This is a genomic window from Mycobacterium adipatum (genome assembly GCF_001644575.1).
Lineage (GTDB): Bacteria > Actinomycetota > Actinomycetes > Mycobacteriales > Mycobacteriaceae > Mycobacterium > Mycobacterium adipatum.
Genome location: NZ_CP015596.1, coordinates 5,727,686 through 5,748,210, shown reverse-complemented (window position 1 = coordinate 5,748,210; position 20,525 = coordinate 5,727,686). Strand labels below are relative to the sequence as shown.

Annotated in this window: 21 protein-coding genes; 12 read left to right on the top strand and 9 right to left on the bottom strand. The window is 68.7% G+C overall.

The window, feature by feature from the left end; translation table 11 throughout:
• Window positions 1-13 precede the first annotated feature (13 nt).
• Together dnaJ and A7U43_RS27410 are read left to right on the top strand one after the other, a co-directional pair.
• On the top strand, window positions 14-1,189 hold the full coding sequence (dnaJ, locus tag A7U43_RS27415; protein ID WP_068001524.1) for a molecular chaperone DnaJ: 1,176 nt from the start codon (window positions 14-16) through the stop codon (window positions 1,187-1,189).
• Window positions 1,190-1,208: 19 nt separating this feature from the next.
• Entirely contained in the window at window positions 1,209-1,562 is a 354-nt protein-coding gene (locus A7U43_RS27410; RefSeq protein WP_068001523.1) for a heat shock protein transcriptional repressor HspR, read from the top strand.
• On the opposite strand, the gene A7U43_RS27405 is transcribed toward A7U43_RS27410, so the two are convergent.
• From A7U43_RS27405 to A7U43_RS27395, 3 genes are read right to left on the bottom strand one after another with little or no spacing between them, the layout of a single operon-like run.
• A complete protein-coding gene (locus A7U43_RS27405) occupies window positions 1,559-2,449 on the bottom strand; it encodes an aldose 1-epimerase (RefSeq protein WP_068001520.1) in 891 nt (296 codons plus the stop codon). The two genes, A7U43_RS27410 and A7U43_RS27405, sit on opposite strands and share 4 nt — an antisense overlap.
• 12 nt (window positions 2,450-2,461) lie before the next feature.
• Window positions 2,462-3,613 carry an FAD-binding oxidoreductase gene (locus tag A7U43_RS27400; protein ID WP_068001514.1) on the bottom strand — a complete coding sequence of 384 codons (1,152 nt, stop codon included), beginning with the start codon at window positions 3,611-3,613 and terminating at the stop codon, window positions 2,462-2,464.
• Between the two features lie 11 nt (window positions 3,614-3,624).
• The gene (locus A7U43_RS27395) at window positions 3,625-4,608 is read right to left on the bottom strand and encodes a hypothetical protein (protein ID WP_068001512.1); all 984 of its coding nucleotides are present in this window, start codon (window positions 4,606-4,608) and stop codon (window positions 3,625-3,627) included.
• A gap of 96 nt (window positions 4,609-4,704) precedes the next feature.
• On the opposite strand from A7U43_RS27395, the gene A7U43_RS27390 reads away from it, so the two are divergent.
• Window positions 4,705-5,331, top strand: coding sequence for a TetR/AcrR family transcriptional regulator (locus A7U43_RS27390; protein WP_068001509.1), 627 nt, complete (start codon window positions 4,705-4,707; stop codon window positions 5,329-5,331).
• A complete protein-coding gene (locus A7U43_RS27385; protein ID WP_231963484.1) occupies window positions 5,328-6,248 on the top strand; it encodes a putative antibiotic biosynthesis monooxygenase in 921 nt (306 codons plus the stop codon). The genes A7U43_RS27390 and A7U43_RS27385 overlap by 4 nt, the downstream gene beginning before the upstream one ends.
• Here the strand turns inward: A7U43_RS27385 and A7U43_RS27380 are convergent.
• The 3 genes from A7U43_RS27380 to A7U43_RS27370 are packed head-to-tail and all read right to left on the bottom strand — an operon-like array spanning window position 6,233 to window position 8,120.
• The gene (locus A7U43_RS27380; RefSeq protein ID WP_068001507.1) at window positions 6,233-6,904 is read right to left on the bottom strand and encodes a GAP family protein; all 672 of its coding nucleotides are present in this window, start codon (window positions 6,902-6,904) and stop codon (window positions 6,233-6,235) included. The two genes, A7U43_RS27385 and A7U43_RS27380, sit on opposite strands and share 16 nt — an antisense overlap.
• Window positions 6,904-7,485 carry an Rv0361 family membrane protein gene (locus A7U43_RS27375; protein WP_156526046.1) on the bottom strand — a complete coding sequence of 194 codons (582 nt, stop codon included), beginning with the start codon at window positions 7,483-7,485 and terminating at the stop codon, window positions 6,904-6,906. The genes A7U43_RS27380 and A7U43_RS27375 overlap by 1 nt, the downstream gene beginning before the upstream one ends.
• Before the next feature lie 17 nt (window positions 7,486-7,502).
• Window positions 7,503-8,120, bottom strand: coding sequence for a CYTH domain-containing protein (locus A7U43_RS27370; protein WP_068001502.1), 618 nt, complete (start codon window positions 8,118-8,120; stop codon window positions 7,503-7,505).
• 158 nt (window positions 8,121-8,278) lie between these two features.
• Between A7U43_RS27370 and clpB the strand changes: the two genes are divergently transcribed.
• The 7 genes from clpB (at window position 8,279) to nhaA (ending at window position 17,150) form a co-directional block, all read left to right on the top strand.
• Window positions 8,279-10,825: an ATP-dependent chaperone ClpB gene (clpB, locus tag A7U43_RS27365; RefSeq protein WP_068001500.1), complete on the top strand. Its 2,547-nt coding sequence runs from the start codon at window positions 8,279-8,281 to the stop codon at window positions 10,823-10,825.
• Between the two features lie 136 nt (window positions 10,826-10,961).
• Entirely contained in the window at window positions 10,962-11,804 is an 843-nt protein-coding gene (gene ttfA, locus A7U43_RS27360) for a trehalose monomycolate transport factor TtfA (protein ID WP_068001496.1), read from the top strand.
• 3 nt (window positions 11,805-11,807) lie between these two features.
• Window positions 11,808-12,617, top strand: a complete 810-nt coding sequence (locus A7U43_RS27355; protein ID WP_082902335.1) for an SDR family NAD(P)-dependent oxidoreductase — start codon at window positions 11,808-11,810, stop codon at window positions 12,615-12,617.
• On the top strand, window positions 12,618-13,535 hold the full coding sequence (locus A7U43_RS27350) for a hypothetical protein (RefSeq protein ID WP_068001493.1): 918 nt from the start codon (window positions 12,618-12,620) through the stop codon (window positions 13,533-13,535).
• The gene (locus tag A7U43_RS27345; protein ID WP_068001491.1) at window positions 13,520-14,170 is read left to right on the top strand and encodes a TrmH family RNA methyltransferase; all 651 of its coding nucleotides are present in this window, start codon (window positions 13,520-13,522) and stop codon (window positions 14,168-14,170) included. Before A7U43_RS27350 ends, A7U43_RS27345 begins: the two co-directional genes overlap by 16 nt.
• Before the next feature lie 14 nt (window positions 14,171-14,184).
• Window positions 14,185-15,309, top strand: a complete 1,125-nt coding sequence (locus A7U43_RS27340; protein WP_068001488.1) for a glycoside hydrolase family 76 protein — start codon at window positions 14,185-14,187, stop codon at window positions 15,307-15,309.
• A complete protein-coding gene (nhaA, locus tag A7U43_RS27335; RefSeq protein WP_068001486.1) occupies window positions 15,306-17,150 on the top strand; it encodes a Na+/H+ antiporter NhaA in 1,845 nt (614 codons plus the stop codon). Before A7U43_RS27340 ends, nhaA begins: the two co-directional genes overlap by 4 nt.
• On the opposite strand, the gene A7U43_RS27330 is transcribed toward nhaA, so the two are convergent.
• Complete coding sequence (locus tag A7U43_RS27330) at window positions 17,147-18,550, bottom strand: MFS transporter (RefSeq protein WP_231963483.1); 1,404 nt, start codon at window positions 18,548-18,550, stop codon at window positions 17,147-17,149. The genes nhaA and A7U43_RS27330 overlap by 4 nt on opposite strands.
• A gap of 70 nt (window positions 18,551-18,620) precedes the next feature.
• Between A7U43_RS27330 and A7U43_RS27325 the strand changes: the two genes are divergently transcribed.
• Window positions 18,621-19,229 (top strand): TetR/AcrR family transcriptional regulator, encoded by a 609-nt coding sequence (locus A7U43_RS27325; protein ID WP_068001481.1) that lies wholly within the window; start codon window positions 18,621-18,623, stop codon window positions 19,227-19,229.
• Here A7U43_RS27325 and A7U43_RS27320 read toward each other — a convergent pair.
• Both A7U43_RS27320 and A7U43_RS27315 read right to left on the bottom strand, forming a co-directional pair.
• Window positions 19,226-19,945: a DedA family protein gene (locus A7U43_RS27320; RefSeq protein ID WP_068001478.1), complete on the bottom strand. Its 720-nt coding sequence runs from the start codon at window positions 19,943-19,945 to the stop codon at window positions 19,226-19,228. The genes A7U43_RS27325 and A7U43_RS27320 overlap by 4 nt on opposite strands.
• Before the next feature lie 25 nt (window positions 19,946-19,970).
• A complete protein-coding gene (locus A7U43_RS27315) occupies window positions 19,971-20,459 on the bottom strand; it encodes a lipoprotein LpqH (protein WP_068001475.1) in 489 nt (162 codons plus the stop codon).
• Window positions 20,460-20,525 lie beyond the last annotated feature (66 nt).

Genomic DNA, 20,525 nt, shown 5'->3' with positions numbered 1-20,525 from the left:
AAGGAGGTGACGCATGGCTCAGCGTGAGTGGGTCGAGAAGGACTTCTACAAGGAGCTGGGCGTCACCTCTGACGCCGGCAAGGACGAGATCAAGCGCGCTGCGCGCAAGATCCTGGCCGAGAACCACCCCGACCGTAACCCCGGCAACACCGCCGCCGAGGAGCGGTACAAGGCCGCATCCGAGGCCAAGGAAGTGCTCACCGACGACGCCAAGCGCAAGGAGTACGACGAGACCCGGCGCCTGTTCGCCAACGGCGGCTTCGGTCGTCGTGCGGCCGGTGGCGGTAACTTCGGCGGATTCTCCAGCGAGGGAGCCGATTTCAACCTGGGCGACCTGTTCGACCAGGCGGGTCAGGCCGGTGGCGCCAATATCGGTGATCTGTTCGGTGGCCTGTTCGGTCGCGGTGCTCAGCAGCCGCGACCCAGCCGTCCGCGGCGTGGCAACGACCTGGAAACCGAGACCGAACTGTCGTTCCTGGAGGCGACCAAGGGCGTGGCGATGCCGCTGCGGCTGACCAGCCCGGCGCCGTGCACCAACTGCCACGGCAGCGGCGCGCGGCCGGGCACCAGCCCCAAGGTGTGCCCGAGCTGTAACGGCGCGGGCGTCGTCAACCGTAACCAGGGTGCGTTCGGGTTCTCCGAACCGTGCACCGAATGCCGGGGCAGCGGTTCGATCATCGAGCATCCCTGCGATGAATGCCACGGCACCGGTGTGACGACCAGGACCCGCACCATCAACGTGCGGATCCCGCCGGGCGTCGAGGACGGCCAGCGGATCAGGTTGGCCGGCCAGGGCGAGGCCGGGCTGCGGGGAGCGCCGTCGGGGGACCTCTATGTCACCGTCCACGTCCGCGCCGACAAGGTGTTCGGTCGTGACGGCGATGACCTGACCGTCACCGTCCCGGTGAGCTTCCACGAGTTGGCGCTGGGCACAACGCTTTCGGTGCCGACGCTGGAAGGCAAGGTCGGGGTCCGGGTGCCCAAGGGTACCTCGGACGGTCGTATCCTGCGGGTGCGCGGCCGCGGCGTGCCGAAGCGTTCGGGCGGCCACGGTGATCTGCTCGTGACGGTGAAGGTGGCGGTGCCGCCGAGCCTCGACGGCGAGGTTGCCGAGGCCCTGGAGGCGTACGCGAAGGCCGAGCGCGCCAGCGGTTTCGACCCGCGGGCCGGCTGGGCAGGGAACCTGTGATGAGCGCCCGGGGTCCACGATGAGCCGCAAGGACGACGCCCGGACGTTCCTCATCTCGGTCGCCGCCGAGCTGGCCGGTATGCACGCCCAGACGTTGCGTACCTATGACCGGCTCGGCCTGGTCAGCCCGCAACGTACCTCCGGAGGAGGTCGGCGTTACTCCCAACACGACGTCGACCTGCTCCGCGAGGTGCAGCGGTTGTCCCAGGACGAGGGTGTCAATCTCGCTGGGATCAAACGGATCATCGAGCTGACCAATCAGGTCGAAGCGCTGCAGGCCCGGGTGGCCGAGTTGTCCGCCGAGGTCGAGCAGCTACGCAAGCCGAGCACCGCCCTGGTGCTGTGGCAACCCGGCGCGCGGCGCGCCCGCTAGCCGATACGTATCGAGAACCGTGCGGTCATCGGTTCGCCGGTGGCCGTCCGGTAACCGCCGCGCCGCAGGGCGTCCGTCGGCGCGGTCATCGGTTCGATGGCCACCAGTGCGTCACCGGACGGTGCGAACAGCTGGGCGGCGGGGTAGCCCTCGTCGAAGGTGATTTCGATGCGGCGGCCGCCCGCCGAGAGCGCGAATACCGCCCCGTCGGCGACCCGGTCGAAGCCGTCGTCGAGTACCCGCTCACCCAGCGCACCCGAGTCGGCGGCCCACGGCTGGTGCGCACCGGTGGGGATGCCGCGGTCGTCGACCGGTAGGTGGCGCATCGCGGGCGTGCTCAACTCCCATTGCGCGCGCGGCACATCCGGCAGCGTGAAGTACGGGTGGTATCCGAAACACAGTGGCACTGGGCCGGCTCCGGGTTGCACCGTGGTGGCGATGGACAGTGTCCGGTCCGACAGCGTGATCCGCTGGGTCAGCACATGCGGGAACGGGAACGCCGCCAGCAGCTCCGGTGTGTCGAAATCGACTGTCGCGGTGAGGCTGTGGGCGGATTCCTCGGTCACCTGCCAGCCAGGGTAGGCGGCCAGCACGCCGTGCATGGGCGCACCATGCGGGTCGGTGCGCACCCCGGGTGCACCCGCCAGCTCGACGGTGGTGGTATCGACCCGGTACTCGGTGCCGCTGAGCCGGTTGGCCCACGGGTAGAGGATCGGGATGCCCATCGTCTTTCCGTCGGTGAGATAGGCCTGCAGGCCACGGCGCTGGCCGAGGAATTCCACGCCGTCGTCGGCCAGTGAGGTCCCGATCATGCCCGCCCCGGGCACGAAGGTGGCCGTCAGCGCCGAGGACGGGTCCCGCAGGGTGATGCGATCGAGTTCGGCCATGAACGGATTCTGTCACGCCAGCGGGTCGTGCTGGATCCGCTCGGGCGGTGCGCCTTTCGCGATCAGTGCGGCCTTCGTCGCGGTGACCATGTCCGGGCTGCCGCAGATCAGGATCTGGCGGTCGCTCCAGCTGCCGTACCTGGTCACCACCTCGGGCAGGATGCCGGTCTGGCGCACGTGCAGGCCGCGTGGTGGCTGGTGATCGGGATAATCGCCGGCCCACGGGGGATCGGTGGAGTACTCCGACACCGGCGTCACCGACAGCCATGGGTTGGTCGATGCGATCTCCCAGAGTGTGCGCAGATCGTAGAGATCGCAGGGATAGCGGCCACCGAAGAACAGATGCACCCGCGGATTCTCGGCGTACCGGCTCAGATCGGAGATCAGCGCGCGCAGCGGCGCCAGCCCGGTACTGCCCGCCACCAGCAGCACGTCCGCGCCGTGGCGGTCGATGTGCAGTCCGCCGTGCGGATTGGACAGCCGCCAGCGGTCACCCGGGGCGGTTTCGCCGACGATCGCGGTGCTGACCATCCCGCCGCTGACCGACCGGACGTGAAACTCCACGGCACCGGTGCCGTCGGCGGGGATCGAGGGGCTCAGATAGCGCCATCGACGCGGCCACTGCGGTACCTGCACCGTCACGTACTGCCCGGGGTGATAGGCCAGCGGTCGGTCCAGCTGCAGCCGCACGACCGACACGTCGCGGGTGGCCCGGATGTGCTCGCACACCGTCCCGTCGACGAAGGGCGGGCCCTGTTCGGCGTCGGCCGCGCCGCGCATCACGCCGATCACCAGTTCGATGAAATCCGATGTGGCTTCGGCGATCCGGCCATCCCATACGTCGCTGAGTTCGCTGTGCAGGGTGGTCAGCAACGCCTGGCCCAGGCTGTCGTAGTGCTGCGCGGTGACACCGTACTTGCGGTGGTCGCGGCCGAGCTGGGCCATGAACGCGACGGGCTCCTCGGCGCGCTGGGCGATCATCTCGGCCAACAGCCAGCTCAGCGCCTCGCCGAAGGAGGCACGTTGGCGGGTCAGGTCGGGAGGGAACAGATCGCGCGCGGACATGTCGATGGCGAACCACCGGGTGTAGATCCGTCCGATCACGCCGTCACCGGCGACCGCGGCGCGCAGGGTCTGCAGCGCTTCGCGGTCGTCGAGTCCCACGGGATAGGAGTTTAGGTGCGCCGCAGCGCAGCGGTCGCCATCAGCACCGTGCCAACGGCGGCCCAGCAGCTCAGCACCAGGATCGCCGACTCGGCCCCGGCCCCGCCGAAGTGGGCCGTGGATCGCAGCAGCGTTGCGGTGGCGCCCTGGGGGAGCAGTTGACCCAGGGTCCCCCAGCCGGCCGGCAGCATCTCCGGTGCGCTGGTCAGCCCCGAGAGCGGATTGCCGATCAGCACCGCCAGGCCCGCGCCGATCGCCAGCCCGGTGCGGCCGAACAGGGAGCCCAATCCGAGGATGAACAGCAGTGCCGCCGCGATACCGAGGGCCAAACCTGCGGCGACGCCCCAGAAGTTCTGGTCGATCGAGCCCAGCGGGTACCGCAGCAGCGCCGCGGCCGTCACACCCATCAGGCCGGCGAACAGGACGGCCGCGGCGGCGCGGATCCACACCCGCTGCCCCACGACGAACACCAGCGCGATGGCGGGCAGGATGCTGGCCAGCGTGATGGGCAGCGCCGACGCCGCCAGGCCGGCTCCCCGCGGATCCCCGGCCTTCGGCGGCGCGAGATCCTCGGTGGTGAGGGGTGTTGCGCTGTGCTGAGCGAAGCTCGCCCCGACCTGGGTGAGCAGCTGCGCCACCGCCGGACTGCCGCCGGTGGCGATGAGCAGCGTCGGTCCGCCGGTGTCGACGGCGAGGCCGCCGTACACCTGCCGGTCCAGGACCGCTTGGCGCAGCGCGGCGACGCCGGGGTAGTAGGTGACGGCGAACGCGCCGGGGGCGGCCCGTTGGAGTGCTTCGGTGACCGTCGTCGGCCCGGCGATCCCGATCGGCACCGCGTGGGGCTTGGATTTCACCGCCGGGAGCGCGAAGGCAAGGGTCAGGACCGCCAGCGCGACGGTGAGGGCGAGGACGACGCCCGCGGTGCGGGCCAGGACGGGGCGCTGGTGGTCGGCGGCCGCGTGGTGGTTGGCCACGGTGGGTGAGGGAGCGATCATCGGGAGCTCTTTTCATCCGGCGTTGAAATAATCTGGGCAGAGCCTAACGCCGCTTGGTCTTTATTTCAACGGGCATTGAAATGCTACTGTCGAAACATGGCTTCACCAGCGCAGAGAACCGCCAAGCGAGGTAGGCGGCAGGGGGAGCCGGTGTCCCGAGAGGCCGTCCTTGCGGCGGCCAAACAGCACTTCGCGGCGCACGGTTACGACAAGGCGACGCTGCGTGCCATCGCCAGGGACGCCCAGGTCGACCCGTCGATGGTGCTGTACCTGTTCGGGTCCAAGGCCGACCTGTTCCGGGAATCGCTGCGACTGTTGATCGATCCGGCGCAACTTGTCGCGGCGATGACCGCCGCCGAGGGGGATATCGGCAGTCGACTGGTCCGCAGGTATCTGCAGATCTGGGAATCGCCCGAGACCGCCGACAGCATGGTCGCCATGCTGCAGTCGGCGACGTCCAACCCCGATGCGAACGAGGCGCTGCGTTCGTTCATGCAGAGCTATGTGCTGACCGCGGTGTCCGGGGTGATCGGCGGCGATGCGCAGGCGAGGTTGCGGGCGATGCTGGCCGCCACCAACCTGCTCGGCACCGCGTTGCTGCGCTACGTGATGAAAGTGTCACCGTTGGCCGACCTCCCGGCGGAGGACATCGTGAACCTGGTCGGGCCGACCGTCACCCGTTACCTGACGGCGTCCTCCGCCGAGTTGGGTCTGCCCGAGTGAGTGCGTCCGAGGTCACCGCGGTGCTGGTGTTCCATCCGGGCGGCAACGGCGACTTCTCGGAGTGGGCGAGCGCCGTGACCGCCACCGCTGCTGGTTGTATCAGGACCCGGGTGTCGGTGGCCGACGGGCCTTTGGAGCCCGCCGTCGCGGTGACCTTCAGCGGCACAACGGAATTGGACGCATGGCTGGACCGTGCCGACCCGCTGGGGCACGGGGGATGGCTGCCGGCGGCCCCGGCGATACTGCTCGCGACCGACGAGCCGCCGCCGGCAGGTGTCGCCGCCCTGCGGCACCAGCTCGTTGCCGGCAGAAGCACCGAATTCCTGCAGTCGCAGCGCGAACTCGCCACCGCCGCAAGCGACTTCAGTGGCTATGAGGGCACCGTTCTTTTCCTCGATGAGGAAGAGGCCCTCTCGGTGCTGCGCTTTCGCACCGACCGGCACCTGACGGCGTGGATGTCATCGGGTCGGCGCGCGGATGCTCTGCTCGGCTTGCGCTCGAGCCTGACCGCGGAGTTTGCCCCGGCAACCGGCACCACCGCCTTCGGCACCACCGTCCGCACCGACGGTGGCCGCATGCTCATGACGCCCAACTGGAAATCGGTCATGCTGGTGCTGCTGGTGTTGTACCCGACGGTGATGCTGCTGTCGCGTTTCCTGGGTCCGGTACTGGATCAACTCGGTGCCGAGCCCTGGCTGTCGCTCTGGCTCAGTCAGGTGATCAGCGTGGCGGCGATGCAGTGGTGGCTGATGCCCTGGGCCTCAGGGCCTTTCCGGCGCTGGCTGGACCCGGTCGACGGCGCGGGCTGGCGGAGCAGCTTGGCCGGTGCGGCGGTGATCCTGCTGCTGTACGCGGGGACGCTGCTGCTGTTCGGTTCGGTCAGGTGGCTGCAGTTCTGGGACTACGCGAGTCCGTGAATTCCCTTGTACAGCACCATCAGACCGATCACGATCAGGATTGCCGCCACCAGGGTGGCGTGCTGGCGCTCCATCCACTCCTTGAGTCGCGTCAACGGCCCCGCCAGTCGTTCTCCGCTGACGGCGTAGGCCAGGATGGGCAGGATCACCGTGCTGCCGGCGATCAGCACGAAATAGAGCACCGCCAGCCAGGCCTGCGTCTGCCCGATACCGGCCGTGCCGATCGCCAAACCGGCTGCGATGCAGATGAACAACACCTTCGGGTTCACCACCGCCAGCACCGCGGCGGTCAGCAGGGCACGCCTGGGGGTGAGGCCGCTGAGCTTGCGCATCCACGCCGGTGAATGCTCGGATTTGTGGCGGGTCGCAAACCGGTAGCCACCGAACACGATCAGCGCCGCGCCGACCACGATCCGCAGCCCGGATGCCCAACTCGGCGGCTTGTCCAGTGAGCCGACCAGGTCGGAGGCGACGACGAACAGCGACACCAGCGCGGCCAGCCCCACCAGCCAGCCGGCCAGGAAGGCCAGCCCGGTCGGCCGGGGGCGGTCGGTGTGCAGTGCGAGCACCGCGGGGATGATGGACAGCGGCGAGAGTGCGATCACGAGCGCCAACGGCGCGAGCTCGGTCAGCACCGGGCCCCAGAGTTCAGTCATCACAGCTCACACCACTTCCACTGGCCGTTCTCGTAGGCAAAGGCGATGTTGTCGGGGTCGGTGCCGTCGTTCTCGATGACGGTGTCGGCGGTCTCGCCGGTGACTTCGATCGAGGTGACGGTCAGACTCAGCGTGCCCATTTCATCGCGCATCTCGGCGAAGTTGGCTCGGGAGAATTGTTCGTCGCTGCGCATCTCGGCGCACATCAGGTTGCGCAGGTTGTCGTATTCCTGTCCGTTCCAAGCCTGTTCGAACTGCGCGACGACCTTCTCGATCTGATCCTCGTCGGACAGCGCCGACGCGGTCGTCGGCGGCGGGGTGCCGTCCGTGCCTGCGGATTGTCCGTCGCGGGTCACGGCGACGGTGACGACCGCGGCGCCGGCGATGAGCAACACCGCGACGACCGCACCGAGGATCACCGCCGTGCGTCGGCCGGGATTGCGGTCGGGCACCCACAGCGGCCAGCCCGTCGGCGGCGGCGGCCAGGAGGGGTCGGGATGCCAGCCCGCGGGCGGCGTCCATCCCGGGGGTACCGGTGGCCAGTTCGGCGGTGGGTTGAAACGCATACGCGGGCTCGTCACTGTTGAAGTGTCGCCGATCAGCCGAAGGTATTCCGTCCGAGACTCTCGACGAACTTCGGGCCGAGCAGCCTCAGCTCGTCGAGATAGGTGTCGGCCCAGCCGCCGAACGGCTGGTGGGCCAGGTACTCATTGCGGAAGCGGTCGTCCTCGGACACCTCGGTGGCACAGAACCCGGGTATCACCAGATCCACGACGGGGCCGCCGCGCTCGACCTCGGCCAGCACCAGCGGGGCGTTGCCGCCCAGGAACCGGTCGATGATCCAGCCGTCCTCGCCGAGCCAGGCCGAATACCGCACCTTGGTGACGACGTGTTCGGCCCGGGCCACGATCTGGCCGGCGACGGTGGGGTCGAGATCGCGTTCGGCCTCGTAGCGGGTGCCCCCCGCTGCCGGGCCCTTGGCGGTCATCGTGCCGATGGCGTCGTCACCCAAGGCCCCGACCAGCTCGGCGGCGGTGCCGTTGAGCCGGTCGGGGGCGGGCCCCTGCAGGCGGATACGGACCGCGTACCCGTCGGCGGCGAACAGATAGGCCTGCACGATGAGCACCGGGCTGGGATCGGACGCCGCGACGGCGGGCATGGCACGGACGAAGAACTTCCGTTCGAACTCGAAGTCGCCGAAACCGGACTCGGACATACCCAGACGTTAGCCTCGTCCGGCCTCGTGGCGGGGGTGCGCGAGGCGAGTCCGGGAAAAATGGCTAAACTTGAGCGGAACAGACTCAACATTTACTACGTTGAACGTCAGGACAAGCATTTTTACCCAGCTCCAAAAACCTAGAAAGGCAGGTTGTCGTGGACTCGTTCAATCCGACCACGAAGACCCAGGCGGCACTGACCTCGGCCCTGCAGGCGGCGACGTCCGCAGGCAACCCGCAGATCACTCCCGCTCATCTGTTGATGGCGTTGCTGACTCAGAACGACGGCATCGCCGCGCCCCTGCTGGAGGCGGTCGGAGTCGAGCCCGCGAGGATCCGGTCCGAGGCCGAGCGCCTCATCGGCCGGCTGTCCAGTGTGTCCGGGTCCACTTCGCAACCCCAGCTCAGCCCGGAAGCGCTCACCGCGATCACCACGGCCCAGCACCTGGCCACCGAGATGGACGACGAATACGTCTCCACCGAGCACCTGATGGTCGGCCTGGCCAGCGGTGACTCGGACACGGCCAAATTGCTGACCGGCGCCGGCGCATCGCCGGACACGCTGCGGGAGGCCTTCACCAAGGTCCGCGGCAGCGCGCGGGTCACCAGCCCCGATCCCGAAGGCACGTATCAGGCGCTGGAGAAGTACTCCACCGACCTGACCGCCGCCGCCCGGGAGGGCAAGCTTGACCCGGTCATCGGACGCGACAACGAGATTCGCCGCGTCGTGCAGGTGCTCTCGCGCCGGACGAAGAACAACCCGGTGCTCATCGGTGAGCCCGGTGTGGGCAAGACGGCGATCGTCGAGGGCCTGGCCCAGCGCATCATCGCCGGCGACGTGCCGGAGAGCCTGCGCGACAAGACCGTCGTCTCCCTGGATCTCGGTTCGATGGTGGCCGGCGCCAAGTACCGCGGTGAGTTCGAGGAGCGGCTCAAGGCCGTGCTCGACGACATCAAGAACTCGGCCGGGCAGGTCATCACCTTCATCGACGAGCTGCACACCATTGTCGGTGCCGGCGCCACCGGTGAGTCGGCGATGGACGCGGGCAACATGATCAAACCGATGCTGGCCCGTGGTGAACTGCGCCTGGTCGGTGCGACCACGCTCGACGAGTACCGCAAGTACATCGAGAAGGACGCCGCCCTGGAGCGTCGTTTCCAGCAGGTGCTGGTCGGCGAGCCGTCGGTGGAGGACACCGTCGGCATCCTGCGCGGTCTCAAGGATCGCTACGAGGTGCACCACGGTGTGCGGATCACCGACTCCGCGCTGGTCGCGGCCGCCACGCTGTCGGATCGCTACATCACCAGCCGCTTCCTGCCGGACAAGGCCATCGACCTGGTCGACGAGGCGGGATCCCGGCTGCGGATGGAGATCGACTCCCGACCCGTCGAGATCGACGAGGTCGAGCGGCTCGTCCGTCGCCTCGAGATCGAGGAAATGGCGCTGGCCAAGGAGGAGGACGAGGCGTCCAAGGACCGGCTGGAGAAACTGCGTGCCGAACTCGCCGACAAGAAGGAGCACCTGGCCGAGCTGACCACCCGGTGGCAGAACGAAAAGGGCGCCATCGACGTGGTCCGCGAACTCAAGGAGCAGCTGGAATCTCTGCGCGGTGCGGCCGATCGGGCCGAACGCGACGGTGACCTGGCCAAGGCCTCCGAGCTGCGCTATGGCCGCATCCCGGAGGTGGAGAAGAAGCTCGACGCCGCGCTGCCGGTCGCGGAGGCGCGCGAGAACGTGATGCTCAAGGAGGAGGTCGGCCCCGACGATATCGCCGAGGTGGTGGAGGCCTGGACCGGAATCCCCGCCGGGCGCATGCTCGAAGGCGAGACCGCCAAGCTGCTGCGCATGGAGTCCGAGCTGGGCAAGCGCGTCATCGGGCAGAAGGCCGCCGTGCAGGCGGTCTCCGATGCGGTGCGCCGGTCACGTGCCGGCGTCGCCGACCCCAACCGCCCCACCGGGTCGTTCATGTTCCTGGGCCCGACCGGCGTCGGTAAGACCGAGCTGGCCAAGGCGCTCGCGGAGTTCCTGTTCGACGACGAGCGCGCGATGGTCCGCATCGACATGAGCGAGTACGGCGAGAAGCACTCCGTCGCGCGACTGGTCGGTGCCCCTCCCGGCTACATCGGGTACGACCAGGGCGGTCAGCTCACCGAGGCGGTACGCCGCCGGCCGTACACCGTGGTGCTCTTCGACGAGGTCGAGAAGGCCCACCCGGACGTGTTCGATGTGCTGCTGCAGGTTCTCGATGAGGGCAGGCTCACCGACGGCCAGGGCCGCACGGTGGACTTCCGCAACACCATCCTGATCCTGACCTCCAATCTGGGGTCGGGCGGCAGCGAGGAGCAGGTGATGGCCGCGGTGCGCGCGGCGTTCAAGCCGGAGTTCATCAACCGGCTCGACGACGTGATCATCTTCCACGGCCTGGAGCCCGGCGAGCTGGTCTCGATCGTCGACATCCAGCTGGCCCAACTGCAGAAGCGGCTCGCACAGCGTCGCCTCATCCTGGAGGTCTCGCTGCCCGCCAAGCAGTGGCTGGCCCAGCGCGGATTCGACCCCGTCTACGGGGCGCGGCCGCTGCGCCGGCTGGTGCAGCAGGCAATCGGTGACCAGCTGGCCAAGCTGTTGCTGGCCGGCGAGGTGCACGACGGAGACACGGTCCCGGTCAACCTCAGCCCCGACGGGGAGAGTCTGATCCTGGGCTGATCAATCCCTCGACTGGCCACTTATCGCACGGTTTCGCATCGTTTCCGGGTGATAAGTGGCCACTCGACGTCTGGTAACCCGGTTGTGATCATCTCGAGTTCTCGCGAACCGGGCTCCAGCAAGTAGGCTGAGGGCAATGGTTCCTCTCTGGTTCACACTGTCCGCACTCTGCTTCGTGGGTGCGGCCGTCTTGCTGTACGTGGATATCGACCGCCGGCGCGGGTTGGGCCGGCGGCGTAAGTCGTGGGCGAAGTCGCACGGTTTCGACTACGAGCACGAATCTGCCGACATTCTGAGCCGCTGGAAACGCGGTGTGATGTCGACCGTCGGGGAGCACGTCACGGCGCGCAACGTGGTGCTGGGTCAGATCCGGGGCGAGGCCGTCTTCATCTTCGATCTCGACGATGTCGCCACCGTGATCGCGCTGCACCGCAAGGTCGGCACCAATGTCGTCGTGGACCTGCGCCTCAAGGACATCAAGGAGCCCCGCGAGAGCGATATCTGGCTGCTCGGTGCCATCGGTCCGCGGATGGTCTACTCCACGAACCTGGACGCCGCCCGTCGCGCGTGCGACCGCCGGATGGTCACCTTCGCCCACACCGCGCCGGACTGCGCGGAGATCATGTGGAACGAGCAGAACTGGACGTTGGTGGCCATGCCGATCACCAGCGGCCGCGCCCAGTGGGACGAGGGGTTGCGCACCGTGCGTCAGTTCAACGACCTGCTGCGCGTGCTGCCGCCGTTGCCGCAGCCGGGCCTCGCCGGTGCCGGCGCGCGCACCGGTCAGCCCGCACTGGCCCGTCGCAGTGGTTCGCCCAGCCGTCCGTCGGCGCCCCGGTCCACCGAGCTACCCCGGCCCGCCGAACTCCCGGCCGGCCGCGGTGACCTGCCGCCCGGTCGCGCCGATGTGGGCCGCTACGTCCAGCAGCGTCCGCCGGTGCACAACAGCACCCGGCAATCACCGCACTACCAGCGGTAGCCGGTGCGGGTACCGGAGGGCAGGGGCGGAGCGACTCGGGAAGATCGGACAGCGCTGATCACCGGTCCGACGGCCGGGCTCGGCGAGGGATTCGCCCGACGCTACGCCCAGGACGGATACGACCTGGTGCTGGTGGCCCGTGACACCGCACGCTTGGAGCGACTCGCCGCCGAACTGCGTGACGAGGCGGGCATCGACGTCGAGGTGCTGCCCGCGGATCTGGCCGTCGCCGCCGACCGGCAGCGGGTCGCCGACCGGTTGTCCGCCGGTGTGCACACCCTGATCAACAACGCCGGCTTCGGTACCTCGGGCGAGTTCTGGACCGCCGACTATGGCGTGCTGCAATCCCAACTCGATGTCAACGTCACCGCCGTGATGGCGCTGACTCATGCGGCGCTGCCGGCGATGCTCGCCGCGGGGACGGGCACCGTCATCAATGTGGCCAGCGTCGCCGGTCTGCTGCCCGGGCGCGGGTCCACCTACTCGGCCTCCAAATCCTGGGTCATCGCGTTCTCCGAGGGGTTGGCCAACGGGCTGGACGGCACCGGGGTCGGTGTGCACGCGCTGTGTCCCGGCTTCGTGCACACCGAGTTCCACGAGCGCGCCGGTATCGAGATGTCCGGCACGCCGTCCTGGTTCTGGCTCGAGGTCCCCGATGTGGTGCGAGACACCCTGGCCGGTGTCGCCAAAGGTGATGTCGTCATCGTGCCGGGCCTGCAGTACAAGGTGCTGACCGCCGGCAGTCGGCTGGTCCCGCGAAAGCTGGTGCGCGGCTTGACCAGACGAGTGGGTCGCGGTCGTGAACGGACCTGAATGCGGTTAGCGCGCAAGGTGGTGTCCGTGCTGGCGGTCGCGGCGCTGCTGGTCGGCTGTTCCGGCGGCGACGGCACCGCCGGCCCGTACGGTACCCAGCAGGCGAAGATCGGCGAATCGCTGTCGCTGCTGGGCTGGAACATCTCGGTGGCCAACCTGCGCTTCGAGGGCGACCAGGTGCTCATCGACGTCGACGCGGCCGTCGCTGCGGCAGACCAGGACGGGGGAGAGACAGACGCCCACGCTCCGGCCGAAAGCCTGCGGTTCGGGCTCTACGGTGCGCTCGCCCATCCGATCGAAGCCGATGCCGTCGGCGGCTGTGCGTCGGCGTCCGACCTGAGTCTGCAGCCCATCACCGCGCGGGATCCCCAGCGTCTCAGTGGCACAGCATGTCTGGGTCCGATCAGAGATCAGAGCCAGGTACGCGGGGTGTATGTGTACTCGCCACAGGACCGGATACCCAAGACGACCGTGGCCTATGCGGCGGCCTTCCCGGTCGGGCTGGCACCCACCAACCCCGCCGAGACCGGCTTGGCGATGCGCTCGACCAGTGTGGATGCCTTCACGGCCGACGGCTCGCAGCTGGCGCCGACCGCGCTGGGGGACCCGGAGGCGTTCACCGGCAACGGGTACATGTTGCTGGGTCTGGCCATCGACGGACTGGCCGAGCGCTACCGTGACGACTCGGTGGCACGCGGCGGTCCGCTGATGGTGCTGACCGCACCGACGCTGCCCGGAAGCGGCCTCTCGCATGCGTGTTCGGTGTACGGTTCCTCGCTGCTGGTGCTGCCCGACGCGGCGCGCGACGCGGTGTCCATCCGGGCCTCGATGTGCACCCAGGGCGAGATCACCGCTGCGCTGCTGTACCCGTCGGTGTCCCTGGTCGGTACCCACGCGGCACTGTGGACGACGCAATAGCGGTAGGCCCCACCGAGTGGGGCGAAACCCCCGGCGTGGGCCCCTGGGAGGGACCCCCGCCGGCCGACCCGCGCTATGACCCGGAGCTGCTGCGCGATGGGGACAGACGCAATGTCGTTGACGCCTACCGGTATTGGACTCGTGAAGCGATCATCGCCGATATCGACACCCGCCGCCATCCCCTGCACATCGCGATCGAGAACTTCGGCAGCGACGCGAATATCGGTACCGTGGTGCGCACCGCGAATGCCTTCGCGGTGGACACCGTGCACATCGTGGGCCGTCGCCGGTGGAACCGTCGCGGTGCCATGGTGACCGATCGGTATCAACGGCTGCGGCATCACGACAGCACCGCGGCGCTTCTGGAGTTCGCCGCGGCCCAGGGCCTGCACGTCGTCGCCGTCGACAATGTGGCGGGCTCGCAACCACTGGAACAGGTCACGCTGCCGCGCGAGTGCGTGTTGGTGTTCGGGCAGGAGGGACCCGGCATCACGCCGGAGGCCTCGGCGAGCGCCGAGCTGACGGTGTCCATCGCCCAGTTCGGCTCGACCCGCAGCATCAACGCCGGTGTCGCGGCGGGTATCGCGATGCACGCATGGATCCGCACGCATGCCGACATATCCCGGGCCTGGTAGGGCAGGATCTAGACATGGTTGAGGTGTGGGCTAATCGTGCGGCCAGTTCCGAGGCGGCCATCGCCAAACGCCACCTCAGACGGTTATGGGGGCTGCCGGGCACCCAGCTCGGCGTGGTGGCCTGGCCGGCGGCCCGCAAGCAGACCCTGTTCGGCACCTGGCACTACTGGTGGCAGGCCCATCTGCTGGACTGCCTGGTCGACGCCCAGCTGCGCGACCCGCAGCCGCAACGCCTGATCCGCATCAAGCGGCAGATCCGCGGTCACCGCATCCGCAACAACGGTCGCTGGACGAATGACTACTACGACGATATGGCCTGGCTGGCGCTGGCCCTGGAGCGATCGGGGCGGCTCACCGGTGTCGGACGGCCCAGGGCGCTGGACAAGCTGGCCGATCAGTTCCTGAACTCCTGGGTGCCAGAGGACGGCGGCGGAATCCCCTGGCGCAAACAGGACCAGTTCTTCAACGCCCCGGCCAACGGTCCCGCCGCGATCTTCCTGGCCCGCCATGATCGGCTGCGCCGGGCCCAGCAGATGGGCGACTGGATCGAGGACACGCTGATCGACCCCGAGACCCATCTGGTGTTCGACGGGATCAAGGCCGGGTCGTTGGTGCGTGCGCAGTACACCTACTGCCAGGGTGTCGTGCTCGGGCTCGAGGTCGAACTGGCCAATCGCACCGACGATGCCGAACATGCCCTGCGCGTGCACCGGTTGGTGGCCGCGGTGCGCGATCACATGTGCACCGACGGTGTGATCCGCGGCGCCGGCGGCGGGGACGGCGGGCTGTTCAACGCGATCCTGGCCCGCTACCTGGCCTTCGTCGCCACCGATCTGCCCGGCACTACACCCGAGGATGAGCAGGCCCGCGCCACCGCCCGGGACCTGGTGCTCACCTCGGCCACGTCGGCGTGGGATTACCGACAGACCGTGGACGGGTTGCCGCTGTTCGGCGCGTTCTGGGACCGCAACGCGGTGGTGCCGCAATCGGTGACCGGGGATGCCCAATTCGTGGAGGGGGCGGTCAGCGCCTCCGAGGTGCCCGAGCGTGACCTGTCGGTGCAACTGTCCGGCTGGATGCTGATGGAGGCCGCCCACACCCTGGACACCGGCCAGAGTGACGGAGACGCCGATCAGTGACTGAGGCGACGACTCAGCGGGGTTTCCCCCTGCTTCCGTCGCGATTCAGCCGTGGCAGCAAGGCCACCAGGACGACGGACAACACCGCGGCGGCCCTGCTGCTGTTATTCACCGTCATCGCCATCGCATGGGCGAATTCGCCCTGGGCGGACAGCTATTCGACGTTGCTGGACACACACCTGGGGCTCAGCGTCGGCGCCCACCACGTCGAGATGTCGGTCAAGCACTTCGTCAACGACGCCCTGATGACGTTCTTCTTCTTCATCGTCGGGCTCGAGGTGACCCGCGAATTCACCATCGGTGAGCTGACCGATCGCTCGCGCGCGGCGGTGCCGGTGATCGCCGCGGCGGCAGGTCTGGTCATCCCGGCCGTGGTGTTTCTGGCGTTCAACCCGACCGGTGAGAACGCCCAGGCGTGGGGGGTGGTGATATCCACCGACACCGCCTTCCTGGTCGGCGCGCTGGCCATCATCAAGCCCAAATTCCCTGCCCGCGTGCGGATCTTCCTGCTCACCCTGGCGGTCGTGGACGATGTCGGCGCGCTGTGCGCCATCGCGCTGTTCTACTCCGAGAGCGTGCAGGTCGGGCCGCTGCTGGTTGCGGTGGCGCTCATCGGCGCGCTCGCGCTGGTGCGGTTCCTGCCCCTGGGGGTGCGCGGACCCGCGTACGCCGTCCTCGGGGTGGCGCTGTGGATCGCGCTGTACCTGGCCGGGGTGCATCCGACGCTGGCCGGTGTGGTGATCGCGCTGTCGATCCCGGTGTTCACGCCGGAGCGGCGCCCGGTCGAGCGGGCCGTCGACCAGATTCGGGCGTTCCGGCAGTCGCCGAACTCCGAGTACGCCCGCGCGGCGAGTCGTTCGCTGCGCGAATCGATCTCGATCAACGAACGGTTGCAGACGACCGTCGGGCCCACCGTCTCGTTCGTGGTGCTCCCGCTGTTCGCCTTGGTCAATGCCGGTGTGCGACTCGATGCGCAGAGTTTGTCCACGGCGCTGCGATCCCCATTGACGTGGGGCATCGTCGCCGGTCTGGTGATCGGCAAGTTCGTCGGCATCACCGGGGCCACCTGGGCGATCCGGCGTATCGGGTTCGGGGAGCTCGCCCCCGGGCTCACGCTGCGACGCATCGCCGGCGGCGCGGCGCTGTCCGGCATCGGCTTCACCATCTCACTGTTCATCGTCGACATCGCGATCACCGATCCCAGCCGCCAGGACCAGGCGCGCATCGGTGTGCTGGCGGCCTCGATCATCGCGTTCGCGTTGGGCTGGGCCATCTTCCGGATCACCGACTGGCTCAGTCCGCCCGAGCCGGTCGGTTTGAAGCTGCTGCGTCCGATCGATCCCGACCGTGACCACGCCCGTGGCGCCCGTGACGCGCCGCTGACGCTGGTGGAGTACGGCGATTTCGAGTGCCCGTTCTGCAGCCGCGCGACCGGTGCAATCGACGAGGTCCGGGCCCACTTCGGTGATGAATTACTCTATGTGTGGCGGCATTTCCCGCTGGAGCGCGCACATCCGCGCGCCTTCGATGCGGCGCGCGCCAGCGAGGCCGCGGCGCTGCAGGGCAGGTTCTGGGAGATGGCGCACGAACTGTTCGCTCATCAGGATGACCTGGAATGGTCCGACATCTACCGGTACGCGGTGGCGGCCGGGTGCGATATCGAGCAGTTCGACCAGGACGTGCGGGTGCATTCGTCGAAGGTGCTGCACCGGGTGACCGACGATGCCGAGGACGCCGAGGCGATGGATCTCAATGCCACCCCAACGCTGTTCGTGAACGGCAAGCGCCACAAGGGGCCCTGGGATGCGGCCAGCCTGATCCGGGCTCTCGAAGGGCGTTAGCCTCGCCGGCTCTGCCGGATGCCGAACGCCACGAGCGCACCGGCCAGCACGGTCAACGCCAACCCGGCGACCGTGACGGCCGCGTGGAACTGCTGGGTCTGTGGTTGCGTCCAGTTCGCGGCAGCCAGTGAACCGGTGAACAGTGCCGCCAGGATGGTGCCGGCGACGGTGACGCCGATCCCCGCCGCCACCTGCGAGGCGGTGTCGGTGAGCGCGGTGCCGATGGTGGTCCGGTTGTCCGGCAGCCCGCGCACCACGTTGAGCGCGGCGACCACGCCCACCACGCGCATGCCGGCGGCCACCAGTGCCAGGGCCAGCGCGACCCAGAGGTAGCCGAGGCGGCCGAGCAGCGCGAAGCAGGCCAGGCCGGCCACCACGGCACATGCGCTGATCCAGGCGGCGCGCTCCGGTCCGACTCGCCGCACCAGTGGATTGACGAACGCGCTGCCGGCGATCAGGACCACGACCTGCGGCAGCATGCCGAGCGCGGCGAGTGCCGGCGGCCACCCCCAGTCGAGCTGCAGCTGCAGGGTCACCAGGCAGCCGAGACCGGCGACCGCCAACCCGGCCGCCGCCTTGAACGCCAGACCGCCCGAAACCAGCGGGCGCGCAAGGAGGTCCGGTGCGATCAGCGGATGTTGTGCCGAGCGCTCGCGAAGCACGAACAGGCCGAGGGCGACGACGGCCCCGGCGCTGGTCGCCCACGGTGACCAGGAGCCGGGGCCCCGGTCGACGAACAGGGTGGGGGCCACCAGCGCCAGCGCGATCGAGGCGGTACCCAGCGCGGCACCCAGGATGTCCAGCGGGGCACGGTGTAGGTCGGCGGTTCGGTCGGCGGCCACGCCGCGGCTGACGCCGATGATCGCCAGCACCGCGACGGGGACGTTCACCAACAGCAGTACCTGCCACTGCGTGATCTGGATGACCAGCCCGCCGGCGGTCGGTCCGATGGCCAGACCGACGAGACCGACGGTGGAGATGAGGGTGATCGCCCGCAGTCGCAACGCGTCCTCGTCGAAGAGTCGGAATGCCAGCGCCATCGAGCCCGGGGTGGTCATCGCGGCGGCGATGCCGGTGAGCACCCGGACGGCGATGAGCTGATCGACGGTGCTGACGAGTGCGGTGGCGAGGCTCGCTGCGGCGAGCACGACGAGTCCGACGAGCATGAGCCGGCGGCGACCGAACCGGTCGGCCACCGCGCCGAACGCCAGCATCAGCGCGCCGAGGGCGACGGCGTATGCACCGATGACCCATTGCAGCTCGGTCGTCGAGGCGTGCAGGTCGCGACCGATGGTGGGCAGCGCGATGTTGAGCACCGAGTTGTCCAGCATTTCGAAGAGGACGACCGCGGACAGACCCACCAACGCGGGCCAGGCCTGCCGCAGCGAACGAGGCGGCACAATGCTCGGGGTAGCAATCATGCGTCTAAATTAAGTGACTAAACTAAGTCAGTCAACAAAGTGGGGTGAAATGCCGAGAACCTCCGAGCGTGGCGGCCCGATCACGCGCCGCAAGATCTCCGATGTCGCGACCGTGTTGTTCCTCGACCGCGGGTTCGACGCCGTCACCGTCGCCGACGTGGCCCGCCAGGCGGGGGTCTCCAGCGTCACCGTGTTCAAACACTTCCCGCGCAAGGAGGACCTGCTCTTCGACCGCGAAGAGGACGCCGTCGACATCCTGCGCGCCGCCGTGCGTGACCGCGATCCCGGCGTCGACGCGCTCACCTCGCTGCGGGAGGCGGCCTTCCGGCTCGTCGACGACCGCCACGCGCTGTCCGCGCTCAAGCAGGGATCGATCCCGTTCTTCCGGACCGTCGCGGGATCATCGGCGCTGATCGCGCGCGCCCGCGAGATCGGGGCGGAGCTGCAGCAGGCGCTGGCGGATGAACTGGACGCCGACGAACGATTCGGGGGTGACCCGGCACTGTTCGCGGCGCTCGTCATCGCCGGCTACACCGCGGTGATGACCGAGACCGCCCGCCGCGTCATCGACGAAGGCGCACCGGAACCCGTCATCGACGACCACCGGGCACGGCTGGGACGGTTGTTCGACGCGTTGAAGAACGGTGTGGTGGTTTAGGCCTGCTCGGCGAGCGGACCCTCGCCGGCGTCCTTGGCGGCCTTACGGCGCTTGTACCACTCGATGGCGATCGGCAGCACCGAGATGACGACGATGCCGATGACGATCGGTTCCAGCAGCTTCTGGATGATCTCGAAGCGGCCCAGCCAGTAGCCCAGCAGCGTCAGCCCCACCCCCCAGACGACGGCGCCGACCGCGTTGAACAGCGTGAACACGGCGTAATTCATCTTGGCCGCGCCGGCGGTGATCGGTGCCAGTGTGCGCACGATCGGCACGAAACGGGCGATGACGATGGCGAACGGCCCGCGCTGCTCGAAGAAGACATGCGCCTCGTCGAGGTACTTCTGCTTGAGGAAGCGGGCATCGGGTTTGAACATGGCGGTGCCGACATTGCGGCCGATCCAATAGCCCAACTGCGCACCCAGCACCGCGGCGATGGGGATGAACACCAGCAGCTGCCACAGCTGGAAATCCGCGTTGGCGACATTGCCCTCCTTGGAGGCTGCCGCGGTGCCCGCGGCCAGCATGCCCGCCACGAACAGCAGCGAATCACCCGGCAGGATCGGGAACAGCACGCCCGACTCGACGAACACCACCACCAGCAGGCCGATCAGGGCCCAGGTTCCGAAGTAACTCAGCAGGTTGATCGGATCCATGAAATCCGGCATCAGGGCCAGATGGGTAGCTGGCGCGAGCGCCACGTCGTTCACCGTCATGAGGCCCCAAGATACCGGCTGCGGCTCAGGGACAGGCCACGGCGATCTGGTAGCTGGAGTCCACGATGCGCGCCGGGTCCGCCGAATCGGTACCGCTACCGGACCCGGAGACGATGACGGTGGCGCCGTTGCGATAGGCCGTCGGCGGCTCGGCCGCCGTACCGGCGGCGAACCCGAGCGCCACGCCGCCGACGTCGCCGATCGAGACCGATCGCACCGACGGCATATCGTCATCGGTCACGATCACGCTGACCCCGAGCGAGCTGGCCCCGATGCTGATGGTCGTCAGCCCGTCATCGGTGGAGCAGCTCACCGGGCCGGTGGGGCCGGTGTCCCCGTTCACGATGACCTGGGCCATGCCCGGGGCGACCGAGCGGGCCGGCACCGGCGCGGGCGGCGCGAGCGGGGCGGGCACCGGAACGGACACCGGGCCGGGGGCGGCTTCGGGGGCGCACCCGGCCATCAGGATCGGGACCGCCACGGCGAGCAGTGGCAGGACCGATCGGGCGCGCATTTCCACCACCGTAATCCGTCGACTCGGTATCCGCCCTGCCGCCGCCATCGCTTTATTGAGATACTG

Coding starts and splice junctions, on each gene's coding strand:
- dnaJ (WP_068001524.1), top strand. CDS start 14: ATGGCTCAGCGTGAGTGGGTCGAGAAGGACTTCTACAAGGAGCTGGGC.
- A7U43_RS27410 (WP_068001523.1), top strand. CDS start 1,209: ATGAGCCGCAAGGACGACGCCCGGACGTTCCTCATCTCGGTCGCCGCC.
- A7U43_RS27405 (WP_068001520.1), bottom strand. CDS start 2,449: ATGGCCGAACTCGATCGCATCACCCTGCGGGACCCGTCCTCGGCGCTG.
- A7U43_RS27395 (WP_068001512.1), bottom strand. CDS start 4,608: ATGATCGCTCCCTCACCCACCGTGGCCAACCACCACGCGGCCGCCGAC.
- A7U43_RS27390 (WP_068001509.1), top strand. CDS start 4,705: ATGGCTTCACCAGCGCAGAGAACCGCCAAGCGAGGTAGGCGGCAGGGG.
- A7U43_RS27380 (WP_068001507.1), bottom strand. CDS start 6,904: ATGACTGAACTCTGGGGCCCGGTGCTGACCGAGCTCGCGCCGTTGGCG.
- A7U43_RS27370 (WP_068001502.1), bottom strand. CDS start 8,120: ATGTCCGAGTCCGGTTTCGGCGACTTCGAGTTCGAACGGAAGTTCTTC.
- ttfA (WP_068001496.1), top strand. CDS start 10,962: ATGGTTCCTCTCTGGTTCACACTGTCCGCACTCTGCTTCGTGGGTGCG.
- A7U43_RS27350 (WP_068001493.1), top strand. CDS start 12,618: ATGCGGTTAGCGCGCAAGGTGGTGTCCGTGCTGGCGGTCGCGGCGCTG.
- A7U43_RS27340 (WP_068001488.1), top strand. CDS start 14,185: ATGGTTGAGGTGTGGGCTAATCGTGCGGCCAGTTCCGAGGCGGCCATC.
- A7U43_RS27325 (WP_068001481.1), top strand. CDS start 18,621: ATGCCGAGAACCTCCGAGCGTGGCGGCCCGATCACGCGCCGCAAGATC.
- A7U43_RS27320 (WP_068001478.1), bottom strand. CDS start 19,945: ATGACGGTGAACGACGTGGCGCTCGCGCCAGCTACCCATCTGGCCCTG.
- A7U43_RS27315 (WP_068001475.1), bottom strand. CDS start 20,459: ATGCGCGCCCGATCGGTCCTGCCACTGCTCGCCGTGGCGGTCCCGATC.